Here is a 15,275-nt window from a genome sequence, read left to right as displayed (position 1 = left end):
GTCTCATGCGCGAATTACAGGGACAGATCATTGCTGAACTCGGCGTCCAGCCGGCTATTGACCCTGCTGCGGAAATCACGCGGCGGGTGCAATTCCTCAAGGACTATCTCAAAGCAACAGGAACCCGCGGCTATGTTTTGGGCATCAGCGGCGGCCTCGACTCCACGCTTGCCGGACGGCTTGCACAGCTGGCCGTGGAAGAACTGGCCGCAGAAGGCGTGGAGGCCAACTTCATTGCAGTCCGCCTGCCCTACGGCGTTCAACACGATGAAGATGACGCCCAGGCGGCCATGAAGTTCATCAACGCCCAGACGGAGTGGACGTTCAATGTTGCTCCTGCCGTGGACGGCTTTGAGGCGGAATTCGCTAAGACCGCCGGCCGCGGAATTTCTGATTTCAACAAGGGCAACGTCAAGGCCCGCTCCCGTATGATCGCCCAATACGCGCTGGCCGGGGAGGAAAACCTTCTGGTCATCGGCACCGATCACGCCGCCGAATCCGTCACCGGATTCTTCACAAAATTTGGGGACGGCGGTGCAGATATTCTGCCCCTCTACACCCTGAACAAACGCCAAAACCGTGCCCTTTTGCAAGAACTCGGCGCACCGGAGCAGCTGTGGGCCAAGGTTCCCACCGCTGATCTTCTCGACGGCGTCCCCGGACGCACCGATGAAGATGAACTGGGCATCACTTACGACGATATTGATGACTATCTGGAAGGCAAAGAAGTCAGCGAAGCCGCCGCCGAGGGCATTGAGCGCCGTTTCCTCCAGAGCCGGCACAAGCGCACTACCCCGGTGTCACTGCTCGATACGTGGTGGCGCTAGCCGCGGGCGAATACCCGTACAGGGCTTGGACCTAAATTCCTCGGCGTATATTCAAGGTAACCAAGAGCGGCAACTGCGCCGAAAGGTGGACACCATGAACGTCACAGAGGAATTCCGAGCGGCCCGCAATAAGCTTCTGGACATGCGTCTGGATAATGCCCGGGCACAACGAGAATTTCAATGGCCCCAGTTTAGCGAGTTCAACTTTGCCTTGGACTGGATCGACAAGATTGCCGCAGACCCGCTCACCGGAAAAAATCCGGCACTGGTCATTGTTGAGCAGGACGGCACATCTACGCGGCGTAGCTTCAAGGACCTCTCGCTCCGCTCCAACCAGGTGGCCAACTGGCTCCGTGGGCGGGGCATCAAACGCGGGGACCACATGATCATCATGCTGGGAAACCAGGTTGAACTTTGGGAGCTGATGCTGGCCTGCATCAAATTGGGTGTGGTCATGATCCCGACCACCACCATGATGGGCCCCGCGGATCTGCGTGACCGGGTGGCGCGCGGTGCGGCCCGCTGGGTGGGTGCGCGGGAGGAGGACGCCGCGAAGTTCGCCGAGGTTCCAGGTGATTACACCTTGGTGGGGATTGGGTTAGAAGGCGGCGCAGCCAACACTGGTGCTCACGCAATGGCTGGCGCAGGGCGCCCGGTTCTCAATTACGCGGCCTCCATCACCGAAGAGGAAACCTTCACTCCGGACGCGCCCACGCTGGCCAATGACACCATGCTGCTGTACTTCACCTCGGGCACCACGTCCAAGGCAAAATTGGTGGAGCATACGCATACCTCCTACCCCGTGGGACACCTGTCCACCATGTTTTGGATCGGGCTGGAGCCAGGCGATGTCCACCTGAATGTGGCCTCGCCGGGCTGGGCCAAGCACGCCTGGTCCAATGTGTTCACCCCGTGGATCGCCGAAGCCTGCGTGTTCATTTACAACTATTCACGCTTTGATGCCGCCGCCCTCATGGCGCAAATGGACAAGGAACACGTCACCAGTTTTTGTGCTCCGCCCACCGTCTGGCGGATGCTGATCCAGGCCGATCTCACGCTTCTGAAAAACCCGCCCACCAAGGTGGTCTCAGCCGGCGAGCCGCTAAATGCCGAGGTGATCGGTCAGGTTGAGCGGGCTTGGGGTCAACTGATCCGTGACGGCTTTGGCCAGACCGAGACCACGGTGCAGGTTGCCAACACGCCCGGACAGCCGGTGAAAATTGGTTCCATGGGCCGCCCGTTGCCCGGTTATGACGTAGTCCTGCTGGACCTTTTCACAGGAGAAGAAACGGACGACGGCGAACTGTGCTTGCGCTTGAACCCGGCCCCTGTGGGGCTCACCAAGGGTTACTACGGCGACCCGGAGAAAACGGCCGAAGCCTTCCGTGGCGGTTATTACCACACCGGGGACGTGGCCAGTCGGGATGAGAACGGCATCTTGACCTATGTGGGGCGAAGCGATGACGTGTTCAAATCTTCCGACTACCGCCTCTCACCCTTCGAGCTGGAGAGCGTTCTGCTGGAACATCCGGCCGTGGCGGAGGCCGCCGTGGTGCCCTCCCCTGACGCGCTACGCCTGAACGTGCCCAAGGCCTATGTTGTACTGACAGCGGCTTATCAGCCGGGTGAGGATACGGCGCGGGAGATTTTCGCGTACTGCCGCGAGCACCTGCCAGCGTACAAGCGCATCCGTCGGCTGGAATTTTCGGAGCTGCCCAAGACCATCTCCGGCAAGATCCGGCGGGTGGAACTGCGGGCGAACGAGGAATCCCGCCACGGCGCCGGCACGCAGCCAACACTGGACGGGCTGGCAAGGGAATATTTGGAGTCAGACTTCAGCTAATTTCCCCACCCCACACCGCACAACCCCCCCGTACCCGCAAGAGACGCTATCCCACCTTTGGCGGGAAAATCGGGAACGCTATCGCACTGAGTGAGATAGCGTTCCCAAAAATCACACCATTGGTGGGATAGCGTCCAGATGGGACGGGGAGGCTATCCCAATGGGCGGGAGACTACTTGGTCAGGGAGTCAACGTAGTCCTGGTTTTCACCGATCCACTTCTCCACGATCGCAGTGTAATCATCGGTGTCGACACCGTTGAACATGGCGTTCTCCAGCGATGACAGCGTGTCGGAGTCCATCTTGAAGTCCTTCAACCAGCCATCGAGCTTGGGGTAGTCCTTGTCGAAGTCCAGGCGTGAGAAGCTGTGAATGCCTTCAGCCGCGCCGAGGGTACCCTTGGGATCCTTGAGGTCCTTGACAGGGAATGCGTCGTAGGCCCAGTGCGGGCGCCACAGGGTGAGAACAATGTTCTCGCCCTTGGTGGTTGCGGTCTTCAGTTCGGAGAGCATGGCCGGGGTGGATGAAGTGATGTAGTCCATCTTCTCCAGCCCATAGCCGGGGATGACCTCATTGCTGGTTGCTTCCGTCAGGCCCGCACCGGGCTCAATGCCGATGATCTTGTTGCCGAACTTGTCCGCATTGGCCGCCAAGTCCTCGAGGGAGTCAATGGGGGCGTCCTCGTTGACGGCGATCGTGAGCTTGGCATCGTCGTACCAGGCACCCAAGTCTTCCATCTTCTCGCCGTACTCTTCGATGTAAGTCTTGTGCGTGACGGGCAGCCAAGTATCCAGCACAACGTCATAGTCACCAGCGGAAAGACCCGAGTAAACGGGTGCCGCATCAGCATTTTCTAACGTGACGTTGTAACCCTTCTCGGTGAGGATCGACTTCCACAGCTGGGATGCGGCTACGCCTTCGTCCCAGCCGTTGAACACGACAATCTTAAGATCCTGCTTGTCACCGTTGTCAACCGTGGCTACTTCATCCGAGCCGGATCCACAGGAGGACAGACCCAGTGCCAGTGTTGCCGCAATGGCGAGTGTTCCTAGAAATTTCTTCTTCATGATTCTTTCCTTTCATTGGCAGCCCTTCCAAGAGTGGCTACCCGATTGGTTCAAAACTTGTTGTGTGGAAGCTTTACGCTTCCTTGCTACGTCCGCTCGAAGAGCTTTTACCGAAGCTGGCCGTCACCCGGTCCAGGAAGATTGCCAGAATGACCACGGCAATGCCCGCCTCGAAGCCCAACCCTGCGTCAATGCGATTCAAGGCGGCGACGATGTCCCCACCCAGACCACCGGCGCCGACCATGCCGGCAATGACCACCATGGACAACGAGAGCATGATGACCTGATTGATGCCGGCCATAATGGTGGGCCGGGCCAGGGGCAGCTGGATTTGGCGCAAGATCCGTGACGGGCTGGATCCGAAGGCGTACCCAGCCTCCACTACTTCCTTGTCCACGCCACGGATGCCCAGCTCCGTGAAACGGACACCCGGAGCCATGGCGAAAATGATGGTGGCGATGATGCCCGGCACCACGCCCACCCGGAACATGACCAAGGCAGGGATCAGGTACACCATGGCGGGCATGGTCTGCATGAAGTCCAGTACGGGACGGATGATGGAGGAGGCCCTGTCCGAGCTTGCCGCCCAAATGCCCAGCGGGACACTGATCACCACGGCAACAACGGTGGCAATGGTTACCAACGCCAACGTATCCATGGCGTTCTCCCATTGGTTCACACCAACGATGAGGGCGAAGCTGATGGCTGTGCCCACACCCAACTTCCAGCCACTCGCCCACCAAGCAATCGCGGCAAAGATTATGATGATCGCCCAGAAGGGAGGTGCCGTCAGCAGCCAATCAAGGCCGTCGTAGGCGCCAACAAAAATACTGCGAATCGCGTCAAAGACAACGTCGAAGGTGCCTGTCAGCCAGTCAAGGCCCACTTCCACCCAGTCGCCCAGCGGGATCCTAAATTTCGGTTCCACTATGCGTCTCCTTCAGTCTTGGCCAGCGCGTCGGTGACAACTTGTTCCGGCAGCGGAGCAACAGCTACATCCACTATGGGGAATTCACTCGTAGTGGAGGGCACATTGCCCAAGGCAGCCAACAGCGTCACTCGCGGCAAGGCACCCACCAACCGTCCGGCGTCGTCCACCACAGGAAGCGGGATGGGGCTCTCCACGGCGCGACCAAAGAGGTCATTGAGCGCCGTGTCCGGGCTGACCGCTTCAATGCTGTTGCGGACAACGGCGCCCAGATCGGAACTGTGCGCCTCCACCTGCTTCATCACGTCACGGTCCCGGACGGTGCCTAGATAATTACGGCGGCGGTCCACCACGAAGGCGGCCGAGACCTGCAAATCACGCATGGTTCGCAAGGCATTGCGGGGCCCACCGGATAAGTTGACCACTGCCAGTGGCGGCTCCATGACACCCCCGGCGGTGAGCACACGGGTCCTGTCAACATCCTGCACAAACTGGGCCACGTAATCATTGGCCGGGCTCGTGAGGATCTCATCCGGGGTGCCGATTTGGACAATCTCCCCGTCACGCATGACGGCGATCCGGTCACCTAAGAACATGGCTTCGTTGAGATCGTGGGTGATAAAGATGATGGTCTTTTCCAACTCGGATTGGAGCAGCACCAGCTGTTCTTGCATTTCGCGGCGGATCAGCGGGTCAAGCGCGGAGAACGCCTCATCCATGAGCAGAATGTCAGTCTCGGCGCAGAGGGCACGTGCCAGACCAACACGTTGCTGCATGCCACCGGAGAGTTCGCTGGGGTACTTTTCACCCCAGCCTTCAAGACCTACTAAAGCGAGGATTTTTTCGGCACGGGCCCGGCGTTCAATCTTCGCCACACCCTGGACTTCAAGAGCATAAGCGGCGTTTTCCATAACAGTTCGGTGCGGCATCAAAGCGAAGTGCTGGAACACCATGGAGATCTTCTGCTGGCGAACTCGGCGCAATTCCTTCTCACTGATCTTTGAAATATCAGTGCCGCCCACCACCACGGACCCCTCCGTGGGTGCCCACAGCCCGTTGAGGGTACGGATGAGTGTGGACTTTCCGGAGCCGGAGAGGCCCATGACCACAAAGATCTCACCCTTTTTTACCTCAAAGGAAGCGTCGATGACGGCGGCTGTTCCCAGCGCAGTCAGCTCCGCACGCTTCTTTCCCCCTCGAAGACGCTTGATTACTTCGGCGGGGCGTTTTCCGAAAACTTTATAAACATTGCTTACTTTCAGGGCAACATCATGCTGGGCCGGTTCGTGCCCAGCTGCGGGCATCAAGTCCTGCTCTGGTGTCAGTTTTTCTGTGGATTGGTACACGTAGTATCCATCTACACGCAGGTTTAGGGCCCGCTTGAGCGGGTGATCTAAACAAGCGCGATTGGTGATCTCGTGCTGCAGGCGTTGTTACGCGTCAAACTCTTCGCTCCCCCGGACGCCCCGGCCGGGGCTCCAAGGAAAGACGGTCTTGCCACAAGGGTCAAGAGTCGGGAGGCTATCCCTACCGCCAGTTCGACGGCCTGTGTCTGGCTGCCACGCTCCGGGGTGATGATTCGTCATCACCGTGGGCGGATTGTGGCAGTTGCCCGCAGGCTTGTCGGTCTACTGGTTCGCCTCCACGCTAACAAAGACACTTTCGCTACGGGCATAATTTCCGCGCGTTAGACCACCATCCCGGTACTTTCCAGCGCTCCCCACGCCGCATCCGCGGGGCGAGGCAAGCGTTACAGCTTTGTAACTCTAGGCAACATAATCGCACCCACGGCAGTGTCTCTGCTCACAATTCTCGCCCGCGGGGCGGGAATGTCCAGCGCCCCGGCCCTACTTAACTTGATAGCTTGGAGGAGTGAAGATTGCTACCTGGAATGTGAACTCCCTGCGTGCCCGTGCCGACCGTGTCGAGGACTGGCTGCGCCGTACCGACGCCGATGTGCTGGCTATTCAAGAAACCAAATGCAAAGACGAGAACTTCCCGTGGGAGCTCTTTGAAAACAACGGCTACGAAGTGGCTCACTTTGGCTTCAGCCAGTGGAACGGAGTGGCCATCGCCTCCCGCGTTGGGCTCACGGATGTGGAACGGACCTTCTCCGGCCAGCCAGAATTTGGCAAGGGCGGCAAGGATCCCGTCCAGGAAGCACGCGCCATTGCCGCCACCTGCAATGGCGTACGTATCTGGAGCCTCTACGTTCCCAATGGCCGTGCCCTGGATGACGAGCACATGCCGTACAAGCTGCAGTGGCTCGAAACGCTCAAGAACCAGGCCACGGGCTGGCTCGCCGAAGACCCCAACGCCCAGATCGCCCTCATGGGAGACTTCAACATTGCCCCGCAAGACGAGGACGTTTGGGACATCGAGCTTTTCCGAACCCAAGGCCTCACTCACGTCAGCGAACCTGAGCGGGCAGCTTTCTCGGCGTTTGAAGCGGGCGGGTTTACCGATGTGGTCCGCCCCCTGCACCCGGGCCCCGGCGTCTACACGTACTGGGACTACACCCAGTTGCGCTTCCCCAAGAAGGAAGGCATGCGGATTGACTTTGTCCTGGCCTCCCCAGCCCTGGCGGCGCGCGTAACTGGCGCCGAGATTGATAGGGAAGAACGCAAGGGTAAGGGTGCCTCGGACCATGCCCCCGTCATTGTGGAATTGGGCTGAGCGTTGAGTAGCGGGCTGTATCTGGGCGGGGTGCAACTCCCCTTCATCTCCACACTGCGCGTTTACTTGCCCCGCGAGGCATATACGGCCACAGAATTCGCCTTTGTGCAGGGATTACACGTCCCGGGGCAAAATGGGACCAGTGTTGATGCCGGGGAGTTGGCGGATTCGTTGGGGCGTGTGAGCCGGGGCAGCCCCAATCCGCTGCCGACGCCGGAGGGAGAGCGGGTGCGCGTGCTCAGTATGGCTGACGGAATGCCGCTGCTGTACGCCCCCAACCAGCTCGTTGCCCGGTCACTAGCCAGTGCCGCCGAGCTCTTCTCGGGAAGCATGGAACCACTGGCGGCCATGATCCTTCGGCAGGAGGAGTGGACTCGGCAACTAGAACACGCCTCCGCAACCGAGCATCTTGAGCTTCCTGTGCAGACCCGTAATTCGACCTGGGGAATCCCGCTTAGCTGGTTCACCCTGGTCTATGCCAATGACCGCATGGAAGTGGTGGAGTCCAACGGCCTGGTACTGACAGTGCGGATTCAGGTTCCCCTTTCCATTGCCTTGGGCAGAGTGGAAAGAACACTGCGCATGCTGGCAACCATGGCCCCTGAGCTTGACCTTTTTGAGGAACTTGCAGATCTGCGACAGTGGCTCAGCGGCTTCCATGAGGGTGGAGCCGTGGAGTTGGACTACGGTCCGGTGGCCCAGCGGGTACACCCGGATGATTCCCCCGCCGATGTGAACATGGGACTGCAATGCCTGGCCGACGGCGATATTGGCGGTGCTGCTGCAGCCTACCGCCGGCTGGCGAACCGTTGGATGCCGGTGCGGCAGCTGGCAAGGGCCAACTGAGCAGCCCTCATTGAGCTAACGAGTCCGCTCAGCTTGGTAGGCGGGCAGTTGATTCACGTTTCAGGAGCTGGAAGGGCATGTATTTTTGTGTGATGGCCTCCGGCTTACCCTCTACCGCATCCAACAAAATTGCCGCTGCCTGCCGCCCATGCTCCACCGGATCCTGAGCGATGGTGGTGAGCCCGGCCAGCACCGAGAAGTCATGGTTGTCGATGCCCACAACAGAGAGGTCTTCCGGAATACGGATGCCGCGCCGCCGCGCCTCAAACATGAGCCCCAGCGCCATTTCATCCGACCCACAGAAAACTGCTGTTGGTTTTTCTCCTGGGAGATCGAAAATCCGGCCCGCGGCGGCGGCCCCCTGAGCTGCCGTGAAGTCTCCCGCAACACTGAATTCCGGACGTAATTCCAACCCTGCGCTGCGCATTGTTGCGGCGAATCCCTCAGCTCGCAGACCCGGTACTACAAAGTTGATCTCATCCTTGACGCCACCGCGCAAGTGGGCGATTTTGCGGTGACCCAAATCAATAAGATGAGTGGTGGCCGCTGTTGCTGCGGCAAAATCGTCAATGTGGACGCCAACACAGCCCTCGATCGGCCCGCCGACCGCTACCACCGGCATTTGTGTTTTCGCTAACTCTTCCAGCTCGCTCTGGGACAAGCCCATGCACAGCACCACAAGGCCGTCTATTTGTTTGCGCACCATTTGTTCGGTGAAGCGGCGCTTATTGCCGTGCAAGTATCCACCTAGGCTCAAGAGCAACAGGTTGTAACCTCTGCTGCGCAGTTCTTGATCGACACCTTCTAGCGCGTGCCCAAAATACCAGCGGTCAACAAAGGGCATCAACACTCCGACGGTCTTGGTCCGGCCGGTGGCTAGCCCCGTCGCTGAAGGCGACGGCACATAGCCAAGCTCGGCCGCCACTGCCAGAACTCTCTCCCGTGTGGCGGGGCTGACCTTGGGCAGGCCGCGGAGCGCACGTGAGACGGTGGCTGTGGAAACTTCCGCGCGTTTGGCGACGTCCTCAATGCTGACGCTCATTTCAGGCCCTTCCTCTCACACTGCATGCTGGCCGTTGTGAAGCTAGCGGGGTCGCCTCCCACGCCTCTGAGGCAGCTTCCTGCGCAATCGGAGCATTCCCCACAGCGCCAGGCAAACCAGCAGCAATCCTAGCGCCCAAATCAGGGCGGGCTTCCCTGTCACCTCCAACCACACGGTGACGGAGAAAAGCACGAGGGCCCAAAAGCCGAGAAACCCAATGATGATGTCAAAATCCTCGGCGCTCTTCTGCTTACTGGTTGGGATGTGTAAGGCATTGGTCCCGGCATCATGCTTGCGCTGGTTGCGCGCCACGGCCTACTTCACCGCCCCAGCGGTGAGTCCGGAAACGATCTTGCGCTGGAAGATCAACACCAGCACCACCAGTGGGATCGTGACCACTGTTCCGGCGGCCATGACGGCCGTATAGGGTTCCTGATGCGGCTGAGAACCGGCAAAACTGGCAATAGCTACCGTTACCGTCTGCGTTGCATCGTTGGAGAGGATGCTGGCAATCAGGTACTCATTCCAGGCGGCAATGAAAGCCAAAATAGCTGTTGTGAATACGGCAGGTGCTGCCAGCGGCATAATCACCTTGCGGAAGGCCTGCCCGGCCGTGCACCCGTCAATGCGGGCTGCTTCTTCCAACTCCCACGGCATCTCACGGAAGAATGAGGTCAGGGTGTAAACCGTCAGGGGAAGCACAAAGGAGATATTGGGAATGATCATTGCCTGGTAGGTGCCTACCCAGTTGATGTTGGTAAAAAGCTGAAACAGCGGGGTAACAATGGCCACACCAGGGAACATGGAGGCTCCCAGAATGAGTCCCAGCACCAGAAACTTCCCACGGAAGTTCAGCCTGGCCAGCGCATAGGCGGCAAATATGCCGAAAAGCAGTGCCACCACGGTGGTGACCCCTGAAATGAACAGGGAGTTCAACAACGCCCGGTCCAAATGGTTACCCATTTCCGAGGAGAAGGCCGTGGCGAAGTTATCCAACGTGACGTGGGTGAAGAAAGGGGTTGGGTCAAAGGTGTAGCCAACATCGCGGAATGCCGTGACAACCATCCAGTAGAACGGCAGCAGGCACCAGATCACAATGATGGCCGCGCTGATGTAAGTCCGCGAACTGGCCCAGCGGTTGCGCCTCAGCGCAACATTCTTAGCGGCCGCCGCGTGTTCTGTTGAGGTTTGCGTCAATGTGCTCATTTGATTTTCCCCTTTGCCCCGCCGCTAGCGGATTCAACGGCGTTGGCTCCCAAGAACCGCACAAAGATGAAGGCCACGATGAAGATGATCAAGAAGGTGATGGTGGACAGGGCTGCCGCCGAGTTGAACCCGATCCGGATCTGATTGACCACCAAGATGGAAAGCGTGGTGGTGCCGTTGGCACCGCCTGTCATGATGGCCGGAAGATCGTACATACGCAGCGCATCAAGGACACGGAACAGGATTGCCACCATCAAGGCGGGCTTCACCAGTGGCAAGGTGATGAGTTTGAAGCGCTGCCACGTGGAGGCACCGTCAACCTTTGCCGCTTCGTAGATGTCTGCCGGGATCATTTGCAGCCCCGCCAAAATGAGCAGGGCCATGAACGGCGTGGTCTTCCAGACATCGGCAATAATAATGGCCGCCCGTGCCGGGCCCTCACTACCGGTCCACAAGATGGAGGTGTTCAAGACTGTGTTGACAATGCCATCAAAGGCGAAGATGAAGAACCAGAGTTTAGCTGTCACGGCAGTGGGGATTGCCCAGGGAACTAGAACAGCTGCGCGGAGGACGCTGCGTCCCCTAAATGCCCTGGCCATGATCAGTGCCATCCAGAAACCGAGAATGGTTTCAAAGAAGACCGTCACCACGGTAAAGAAGAAGGTCACCCCGGTGGCCCCCCAGAACTGGGCTCCCAGCGTGCCTGGCGGACAGCTGACGGTGGCACCGCTGGGGTCAGTGCATTGTTGGAACAGCCAGTGGGCGTAGTTTGATAATCCTGCAAAGCCTCCGGCCACGAATGTTCCCGTGACAGGATCGAGCCCCTGATCATGTTCCAATGACATGATGATGGCGTTGATCACCGGGTACAAAATCACAACGGCAAGAACAACCATGGTGGGCACAATCAGCAGCGTTGCCGAGCGTCCCTGGGTCTTTTCCTTGCGGTCAGCCCCCACCTCTTTAATTCCTTTGTTGCCTCCGCGGGCGGAGTTTGCGCTGCCGTGTTTGGCGTCAGGGCCTGCTTGTGCCGACATGGCCGCTCCTTTCTTCGTGCTTGATGAAATTACCGCCCGCGGGCAAGGAGGGCGGCGGCCCGGCAGGGCTGATCTCTGCCGGGCCGCGCTGCACTACTTCGACACAGTGGTGTTGATAGCTGCTTCCATGTCAGTCAAAGCCTGGTCCACGGTCTTGGTGCCTTGCAGGGCCGCGAAGCTGTTCTGCTGAATGGCCTGTGTGACGGCAGGATAGAACGGGGTCACCGGGCGCGGGACAGCGTTCTGGATGGAGGTCAGGAGCACGGGCAGGTACGGCAGCTTTTCCACCAGCGTGGGGTCCGTGTAGAGGGATTCAAGCACCGGCGCAAGAGATCCTTGAGTGGAGTAGAACTTCTGTGTCTCCTCACTGGTCATGAATGCCAGAAAGTCCTTGGCCGTAGCCTTGTTCTTCGAGTAGACACTGACGCCTAGGTTGTGACCCCCAAGGGTTGAGGCACCGGGCCCATCCTTGCCGGGCAGCGGGGCAATCCCAAATGTATCTTTCACGGTTGAGGAGCCATCGGTTTTGGCCAGGTTGTACACATACGGCCAGTTCCGCAGGAACATCAGCTTGCCGTCCTCAAACGACTGCCGGCCTTGCTCTTCCTGATAAGTCAGTGCCTGCTTGGGAATATTGCCGCTCTTGTAGGCTTCAACGAGATTCCCCAGGCCGGCTTTGGCCTCGGCCGAGTTCACCGTTGCTTTGCCGTCACTGCCAACTATGGTCCCGCCCTGGCTGTTGATGGCTTCCGCGACGTTGACCGTCAGGCCTTCATACTGCGCGAACTGGCCGGCGTAGCAGTCAATGCCCTTCTCCTTGGCAATGGGGCACATGGACATCATTTCATCCCAAGTCTTGGGCGGGGTAGGAACCAGATCCTTGCGGTAGTAGAGCATGCCGCCATCAGAAGTCTGGGGCAGTGTGTACAACACATCCCGGTACGTTCCGGTCTTCACCGTGGCGGGCAGCATGCCTTCAGTAGAGACGGCCATGGTGTCCTTCAGCGGCTGCAACCAGCCTTGGGCTGCAAATTCGGCGGTCCAGATGACATCAACACTGGCCACATCGTAATCGACGTTCTTTGCCTGAAAGTTTTTCACCAGATCATCATGCTGCTGGTCTGCGTTATCTGACTGTTCCTTGAACGTGACCTTTTCATCCGGATGCGCCGCATTCCACTTCTCAATGAGGGGGCGCACCACGTCCGAATTGTCCTTGCCCTGCACGTATGTGATGGGTCCGCGACCGTCAAGGTTTTCAGTGGCAGCTCCACCGCCGCCGCCTCCACCGCCTCCGCTCCCGCCACTGCAGGCTGAAAGCAGAAGGGCAAATGTTGCGGCGGTGGCCACCGGCAGCAGCATTCTGGAAATTTTCTTTGGCATCGCAATTCTCCTGGTGTCAAATGATGAGTTCCTGGCACACCCCCAGGGGGCCGGGTTTGAGTGGTCTGAATCACACTAGTAGGATGTAATGCGATAGTGCAAGCGCTTACATTATTTGTTAGCAATTCGTCACCGAAGGAGAACTCATGACTGTTTTTCAGGCAACCGCTACTACGCCGTGGTGGTCAAGCGCCGTTATTTATCAGATCTACCCGCGTTCCTTTGCCGATGGAAACAATGACGGCATGGGCGATCTACCCGGAATTTCCGGAAAATTGGAGTATCTGGCTGGGTTGGGAATCGATGCGATTTGGCTCTCCCCGTTTTACCTTTCACCGCAGGCGGACGCCGGATATGATGTGGCCGACTATCGCCAGGTGGACCCGCGGTTTGGCGATTTAGCCGACTTCGACGCCATGCTTGCCAAGGCCCATGGCTTGAATTTGCGGGTTATTGTGGATTTGGTCCCCAACCACACCTCGGATGAGCACGTGTGGTTCCAGGATGCGCTAGAATCCCCGGAAGGTTCACCGGCCCGCAACCGCTACTTGTTCCGGGACGGGCTGGGCAAGGATGGAAACGTTCCTCCCAACAACTGGCAGTCAATTTTTGGTGGCCCGGCCTGGACCCGCATCATGGACAACGGCGTGCCGGGGCAGTGGTATCTGCACCTTTTTGACACCAAACAGCCTGACCTGAATTGGGACAACCCGCAGGTGCACACCGAAATGGAATCTGTTTTGCGGTTCTGGCTTGACCGTGGCGTGGACGGGTTCCGTGTGGATGTGGCGCATGGAATGGTGAAAGCCCCGGGGCTGCCGGATTGGGATGGGCAGGCGGCCATGGTTGCGGGTGAGGAAAACACGCAGGATCCCGCCGAGCATAGTTCAGCCATGAATCCGCCGTCACCGTTCTTCGACCAGGACGGTGTACATGAGATTTACCGCAGCTGGAACCGTGTGCTCAAGGAGTACACCGGTGAGCGCATGTTGGTTGCCGAAGCCTGGGTTGAGCAGCCGGAGAGGCTGGCATTGTATGTACGTGAGGATGAGATGCAGCAGGCCTTCAACTTTGAGTTCCTGCTCGCGGGCTGGGATGCCGGGCGGATCGCGACCGCGGTCGAAAATTCCTTGGCAGCCAATGCCACTGTTGGCGCACCGGCAACCTGGGTGCTCTCGAATCATGACACGGTCCGCCACCCTTCACGGTTCGGCCTGAGTGATCCCACCACATTCCCCAAGGGGATCAGCGCCGAGGATGAGCAGCCCAACGAGGAATTGGGGCTGGCCCGTGCCCGTGCAGCGACCTTGCTGATGATGGCGTTGCCGGGGTCAGCATATATTTATCAGGGCGAAGAACTGGGCCTTCCAGAACACACTGCCTTGCCGGCCTCCGTTCGCCAGGATCCAGCCTTCTTCCGGACCAACGGGACTGAGCGCGGCAGGGATGGCTGCCGAGTTCCCCTGCCATGGCATGCCAGCAGGCCCGGATTCGGTTTCAGTTCCGGGGCGCTGGCTGACGGGACGCGCACGTCGGTGGCGAACATTTCGGTGGCAGAGCCGTGGCTACCGCAGCCCGAATCCTTTGCCCGTTATGCAGCTGATGTTCAAGTTGCTGTTGCCGAGTCCACTTTTGAGCTTTATCGTTCCGCGCTGGCACTGCGAAAACAGCATGCCTTGGGTGTGGGAACACACCTCTGGGCCGCCGCGCATGATCCGGGCGTGGGTGTTGTGGCGTATACCAACGGGGGCATCAGCGTCGTGGCCAACGTCGGCGAGGTCCCTATCACGCTGCCAGCCGGGGCGTCCGTGCTGCTGGCCAGTTCGGCCAGTGCTGTGCTCAACGGAGCGCTGTCCCCGAACTCCGCCGTGTGGCTGGAGAGCTAACAGGAGTTCTCCAGCCGGAGCAATTCTGGACGGACGGGCCAGGGCTGATAAGGGTGAGGGCGGCGGGGTAAAACCGGCCGCCGCCCTAACCTTTTTGCACTAACTTGTTTGCACTAACTCTTTCGCCTTGGGTTGAACCGGGGCGAGGGAGCGGCCGAGCTACTTGTCGTGTTTGAAGATGCCAGCTATCTTGGCGCCCAGGCCCTTGGCATGCCCTACGGCATCCTCAGCGAACTCCTTGATATTCTCGCCGGCATCCTCAGCAAAGTCCTTAATATTTTCACCAGCATCGCCAGCGAATTCTTTGATGTTCTCGCCAGCATCGCCAGCGAAGTCCTTCGCCTTGTCAACGGCATCGGCTGCTACGTCTTTGGCCTTCTCCGCTGCGACGCCGGCAAAGTCAGCTGCGTCACCGGCAAGGTCCTTCACGTTTTCAACGGCGTCAGCTACGTGCTTGCCTGCCTTGTTCTCAGTCATGGTCCCGTCCTTCATCCTTTGCTGCGGATCCCCCAGCAAAAATACTGGAGGGTAATGC

General features: G+C 59.0%; 14 protein-coding genes. 5 read left to right on the top strand and 9 right to left on the bottom strand.

Features of this window, described 5'->3' with window-relative positions:
• Positions 1–5 precede the first annotated feature (5 nt).
• Both nadE and CVS29_RS08465 read left to right on the top strand, forming a co-directional pair.
• The gene (nadE, locus tag CVS29_RS08470) at positions 6–827 is read left to right on the top strand and encodes an ammonia-dependent NAD(+) synthetase (RefSeq protein WP_110105878.1); all 822 of its coding nucleotides are present in this window, start codon (positions 6–8) and stop codon (positions 825–827) included.
• Between the two features lie 94 nt (positions 828–921).
• Positions 922–2,670 carry an AMP-binding protein gene (locus tag CVS29_RS08465; RefSeq protein ID WP_110105877.1) on the top strand — a complete coding sequence of 583 codons (1,749 nt, stop codon included), beginning with the start codon at positions 922–924 and terminating at the stop codon, positions 2,668–2,670.
• Positions 2,671–2,842: 172 nt separating this feature from the next.
• On the opposite strand, the gene CVS29_RS08460 is transcribed toward CVS29_RS08465, so the two are convergent.
• The 3 genes from CVS29_RS08460 to CVS29_RS08450 all read right to left on the bottom strand — a co-directional run bounded on the left by CVS29_RS08460 (position 2,843) and on the right by CVS29_RS08450 (position 5,968).
• Complete coding sequence (locus CVS29_RS08460) at positions 2,843–3,736, bottom strand: glycine betaine ABC transporter substrate-binding protein (protein WP_110105876.1); 894 nt, start codon at positions 3,734–3,736, stop codon at positions 2,843–2,845.
• A gap of 73 nt (positions 3,737–3,809) precedes the next feature.
• Positions 3,810–4,664: an ABC transporter permease gene (locus CVS29_RS08455; RefSeq protein ID WP_110105875.1), complete on the bottom strand. Its 855-nt coding sequence runs from the start codon at positions 4,662–4,664 to the stop codon at positions 3,810–3,812.
• Positions 4,664–5,968, bottom strand: a complete 1,305-nt coding sequence (locus CVS29_RS08450; protein ID WP_110105959.1) for a quaternary amine ABC transporter ATP-binding protein — start codon at positions 5,966–5,968, stop codon at positions 4,664–4,666. The genes CVS29_RS08455 and CVS29_RS08450 overlap by 1 nt, the downstream gene beginning before the upstream one ends.
• 568 nt (positions 5,969–6,536) lie before the next feature.
• On the opposite strand from CVS29_RS08450, the gene CVS29_RS08445 reads away from it, so the two are divergent.
• Complete coding sequence (locus CVS29_RS08445; protein ID WP_110105874.1) at positions 6,537–7,340, top strand: exodeoxyribonuclease III; 804 nt, start codon at positions 6,537–6,539, stop codon at positions 7,338–7,340.
• 3 nt (positions 7,341–7,343) lie between these two features.
• Positions 7,344–8,186, top strand: coding sequence for a DUF8083 family protein (locus tag CVS29_RS08440; RefSeq protein WP_110105873.1), 843 nt, complete (start codon positions 7,344–7,346; stop codon positions 8,184–8,186).
• 28 nt (positions 8,187–8,214) lie between these two features.
• On the opposite strand, the gene CVS29_RS08435 is transcribed toward CVS29_RS08440, so the two are convergent.
• The 5 genes from CVS29_RS08435 to CVS29_RS08415 form a co-directional block, all read right to left on the bottom strand.
• A complete protein-coding gene (locus CVS29_RS08435) occupies positions 8,215–9,228 on the bottom strand; it encodes a LacI family DNA-binding transcriptional regulator (protein WP_110105872.1) in 1,014 nt (337 codons plus the stop codon).
• 42 nt (positions 9,229–9,270) lie between these two features.
• The gene (locus CVS29_RS18830; protein WP_110105958.1) at positions 9,271–9,492 is read right to left on the bottom strand and encodes a hypothetical protein; all 222 of its coding nucleotides are present in this window, start codon (positions 9,490–9,492) and stop codon (positions 9,271–9,273) included.
• Between the two features lie 51 nt (positions 9,493–9,543).
• Positions 9,544–10,434, bottom strand: coding sequence for a carbohydrate ABC transporter permease (locus CVS29_RS08425; protein WP_110105871.1), 891 nt, complete (start codon positions 10,432–10,434; stop codon positions 9,544–9,546).
• Positions 10,431–11,471: a carbohydrate ABC transporter permease gene (locus CVS29_RS08420; RefSeq protein WP_110105870.1), complete on the bottom strand. Its 1,041-nt coding sequence runs from the start codon at positions 11,469–11,471 to the stop codon at positions 10,431–10,433. The genes CVS29_RS08425 and CVS29_RS08420 overlap by 4 nt, the downstream gene beginning before the upstream one ends.
• Positions 11,472–11,564: 93 nt before the next feature.
• On the bottom strand, positions 11,565–12,854 hold the full coding sequence (locus CVS29_RS08415; RefSeq protein ID WP_110105869.1) for an ABC transporter substrate-binding protein: 1,290 nt from the start codon (positions 12,852–12,854) through the stop codon (positions 11,565–11,567).
• Between the two features lie 146 nt (positions 12,855–13,000).
• Between CVS29_RS08415 and CVS29_RS08410 the strand changes: the two genes are divergently transcribed.
• Positions 13,001–14,740 carry a glycoside hydrolase family 13 protein gene (locus CVS29_RS08410; RefSeq protein WP_110105868.1) on the top strand — a complete coding sequence of 580 codons (1,740 nt, stop codon included), beginning with the start codon at positions 13,001–13,003 and terminating at the stop codon, positions 14,738–14,740.
• 159 nt (positions 14,741–14,899) lie between these two features.
• Here CVS29_RS08410 and CVS29_RS08405 read toward each other — a convergent pair whose 3' ends face one another.
• Complete coding sequence (locus CVS29_RS08405) at positions 14,900–15,217, bottom strand: hypothetical protein (protein ID WP_211315106.1); 318 nt, start codon at positions 15,215–15,217, stop codon at positions 14,900–14,902.
• Positions 15,218–15,275 lie beyond the last annotated feature (58 nt).

This window comes from Arthrobacter psychrochitiniphilus, assembly GCF_003185915.1.
GTDB lineage: Bacteria > Actinomycetota > Actinomycetes > Actinomycetales > Micrococcaceae > Specibacter > Specibacter psychrochitiniphilus.
Note: the sequence above shows the minus strand (reverse complement) of the source record. Positions and strands in the feature narration are given on the sequence as shown.

What these genes read in the sequence shown, in the direction of transcription:
- nadE (WP_110105878.1), top strand. Translation starts at nt 6, where the DNA reads ATGCGCGAATTACAGGGACAGATCATTGCTGAACTCGGCGTCCAGCCG.
- CVS29_RS08465 (WP_110105877.1), top strand. Translation starts at nt 922, where the DNA reads ATGAACGTCACAGAGGAATTCCGAGCGGCCCGCAATAAGCTTCTGGAC.
- CVS29_RS08460 (WP_110105876.1), bottom strand. Translation starts at nt 3,736, where the DNA reads ATGAAGAAGAAATTTCTAGGAACACTCGCCATTGCGGCAACACTGGCA.
- CVS29_RS08450 (WP_110105959.1), bottom strand. Translation starts at nt 5,968, where the DNA reads ATGCCCGCAGCTGGGCACGAACCGGCCCAGCATGATGTTGCCCTGAAA.
- CVS29_RS08435 (WP_110105872.1), bottom strand. Translation starts at nt 9,228, where the DNA reads ATGAGCGTCAGCATTGAGGACGTCGCCAAACGCGCGGAAGTTTCCACA.
- CVS29_RS08425 (WP_110105871.1), bottom strand. Translation starts at nt 10,434, where the DNA reads ATGAGCACATTGACGCAAACCTCAACAGAACACGCGGCGGCCGCTAAG.
- CVS29_RS08420 (WP_110105870.1), bottom strand. Translation starts at nt 11,471, where the DNA reads ATGTCGGCACAAGCAGGCCCTGACGCCAAACACGGCAGCGCAAACTCC.
- CVS29_RS08415 (WP_110105869.1), bottom strand. Translation starts at nt 12,854, where the DNA reads ATGCCAAAGAAAATTTCCAGAATGCTGCTGCCGGTGGCCACCGCCGCA.
- CVS29_RS08410 (WP_110105868.1), top strand. Translation starts at nt 13,001, where the DNA reads ATGACTGTTTTTCAGGCAACCGCTACTACGCCGTGGTGGTCAAGCGCC.
- CVS29_RS08405 (WP_211315106.1), bottom strand. Translation starts at nt 15,217, where the DNA reads ATGACTGAGAACAAGGCAGGCAAGCACGTAGCTGACGCCGTTGAAAAC.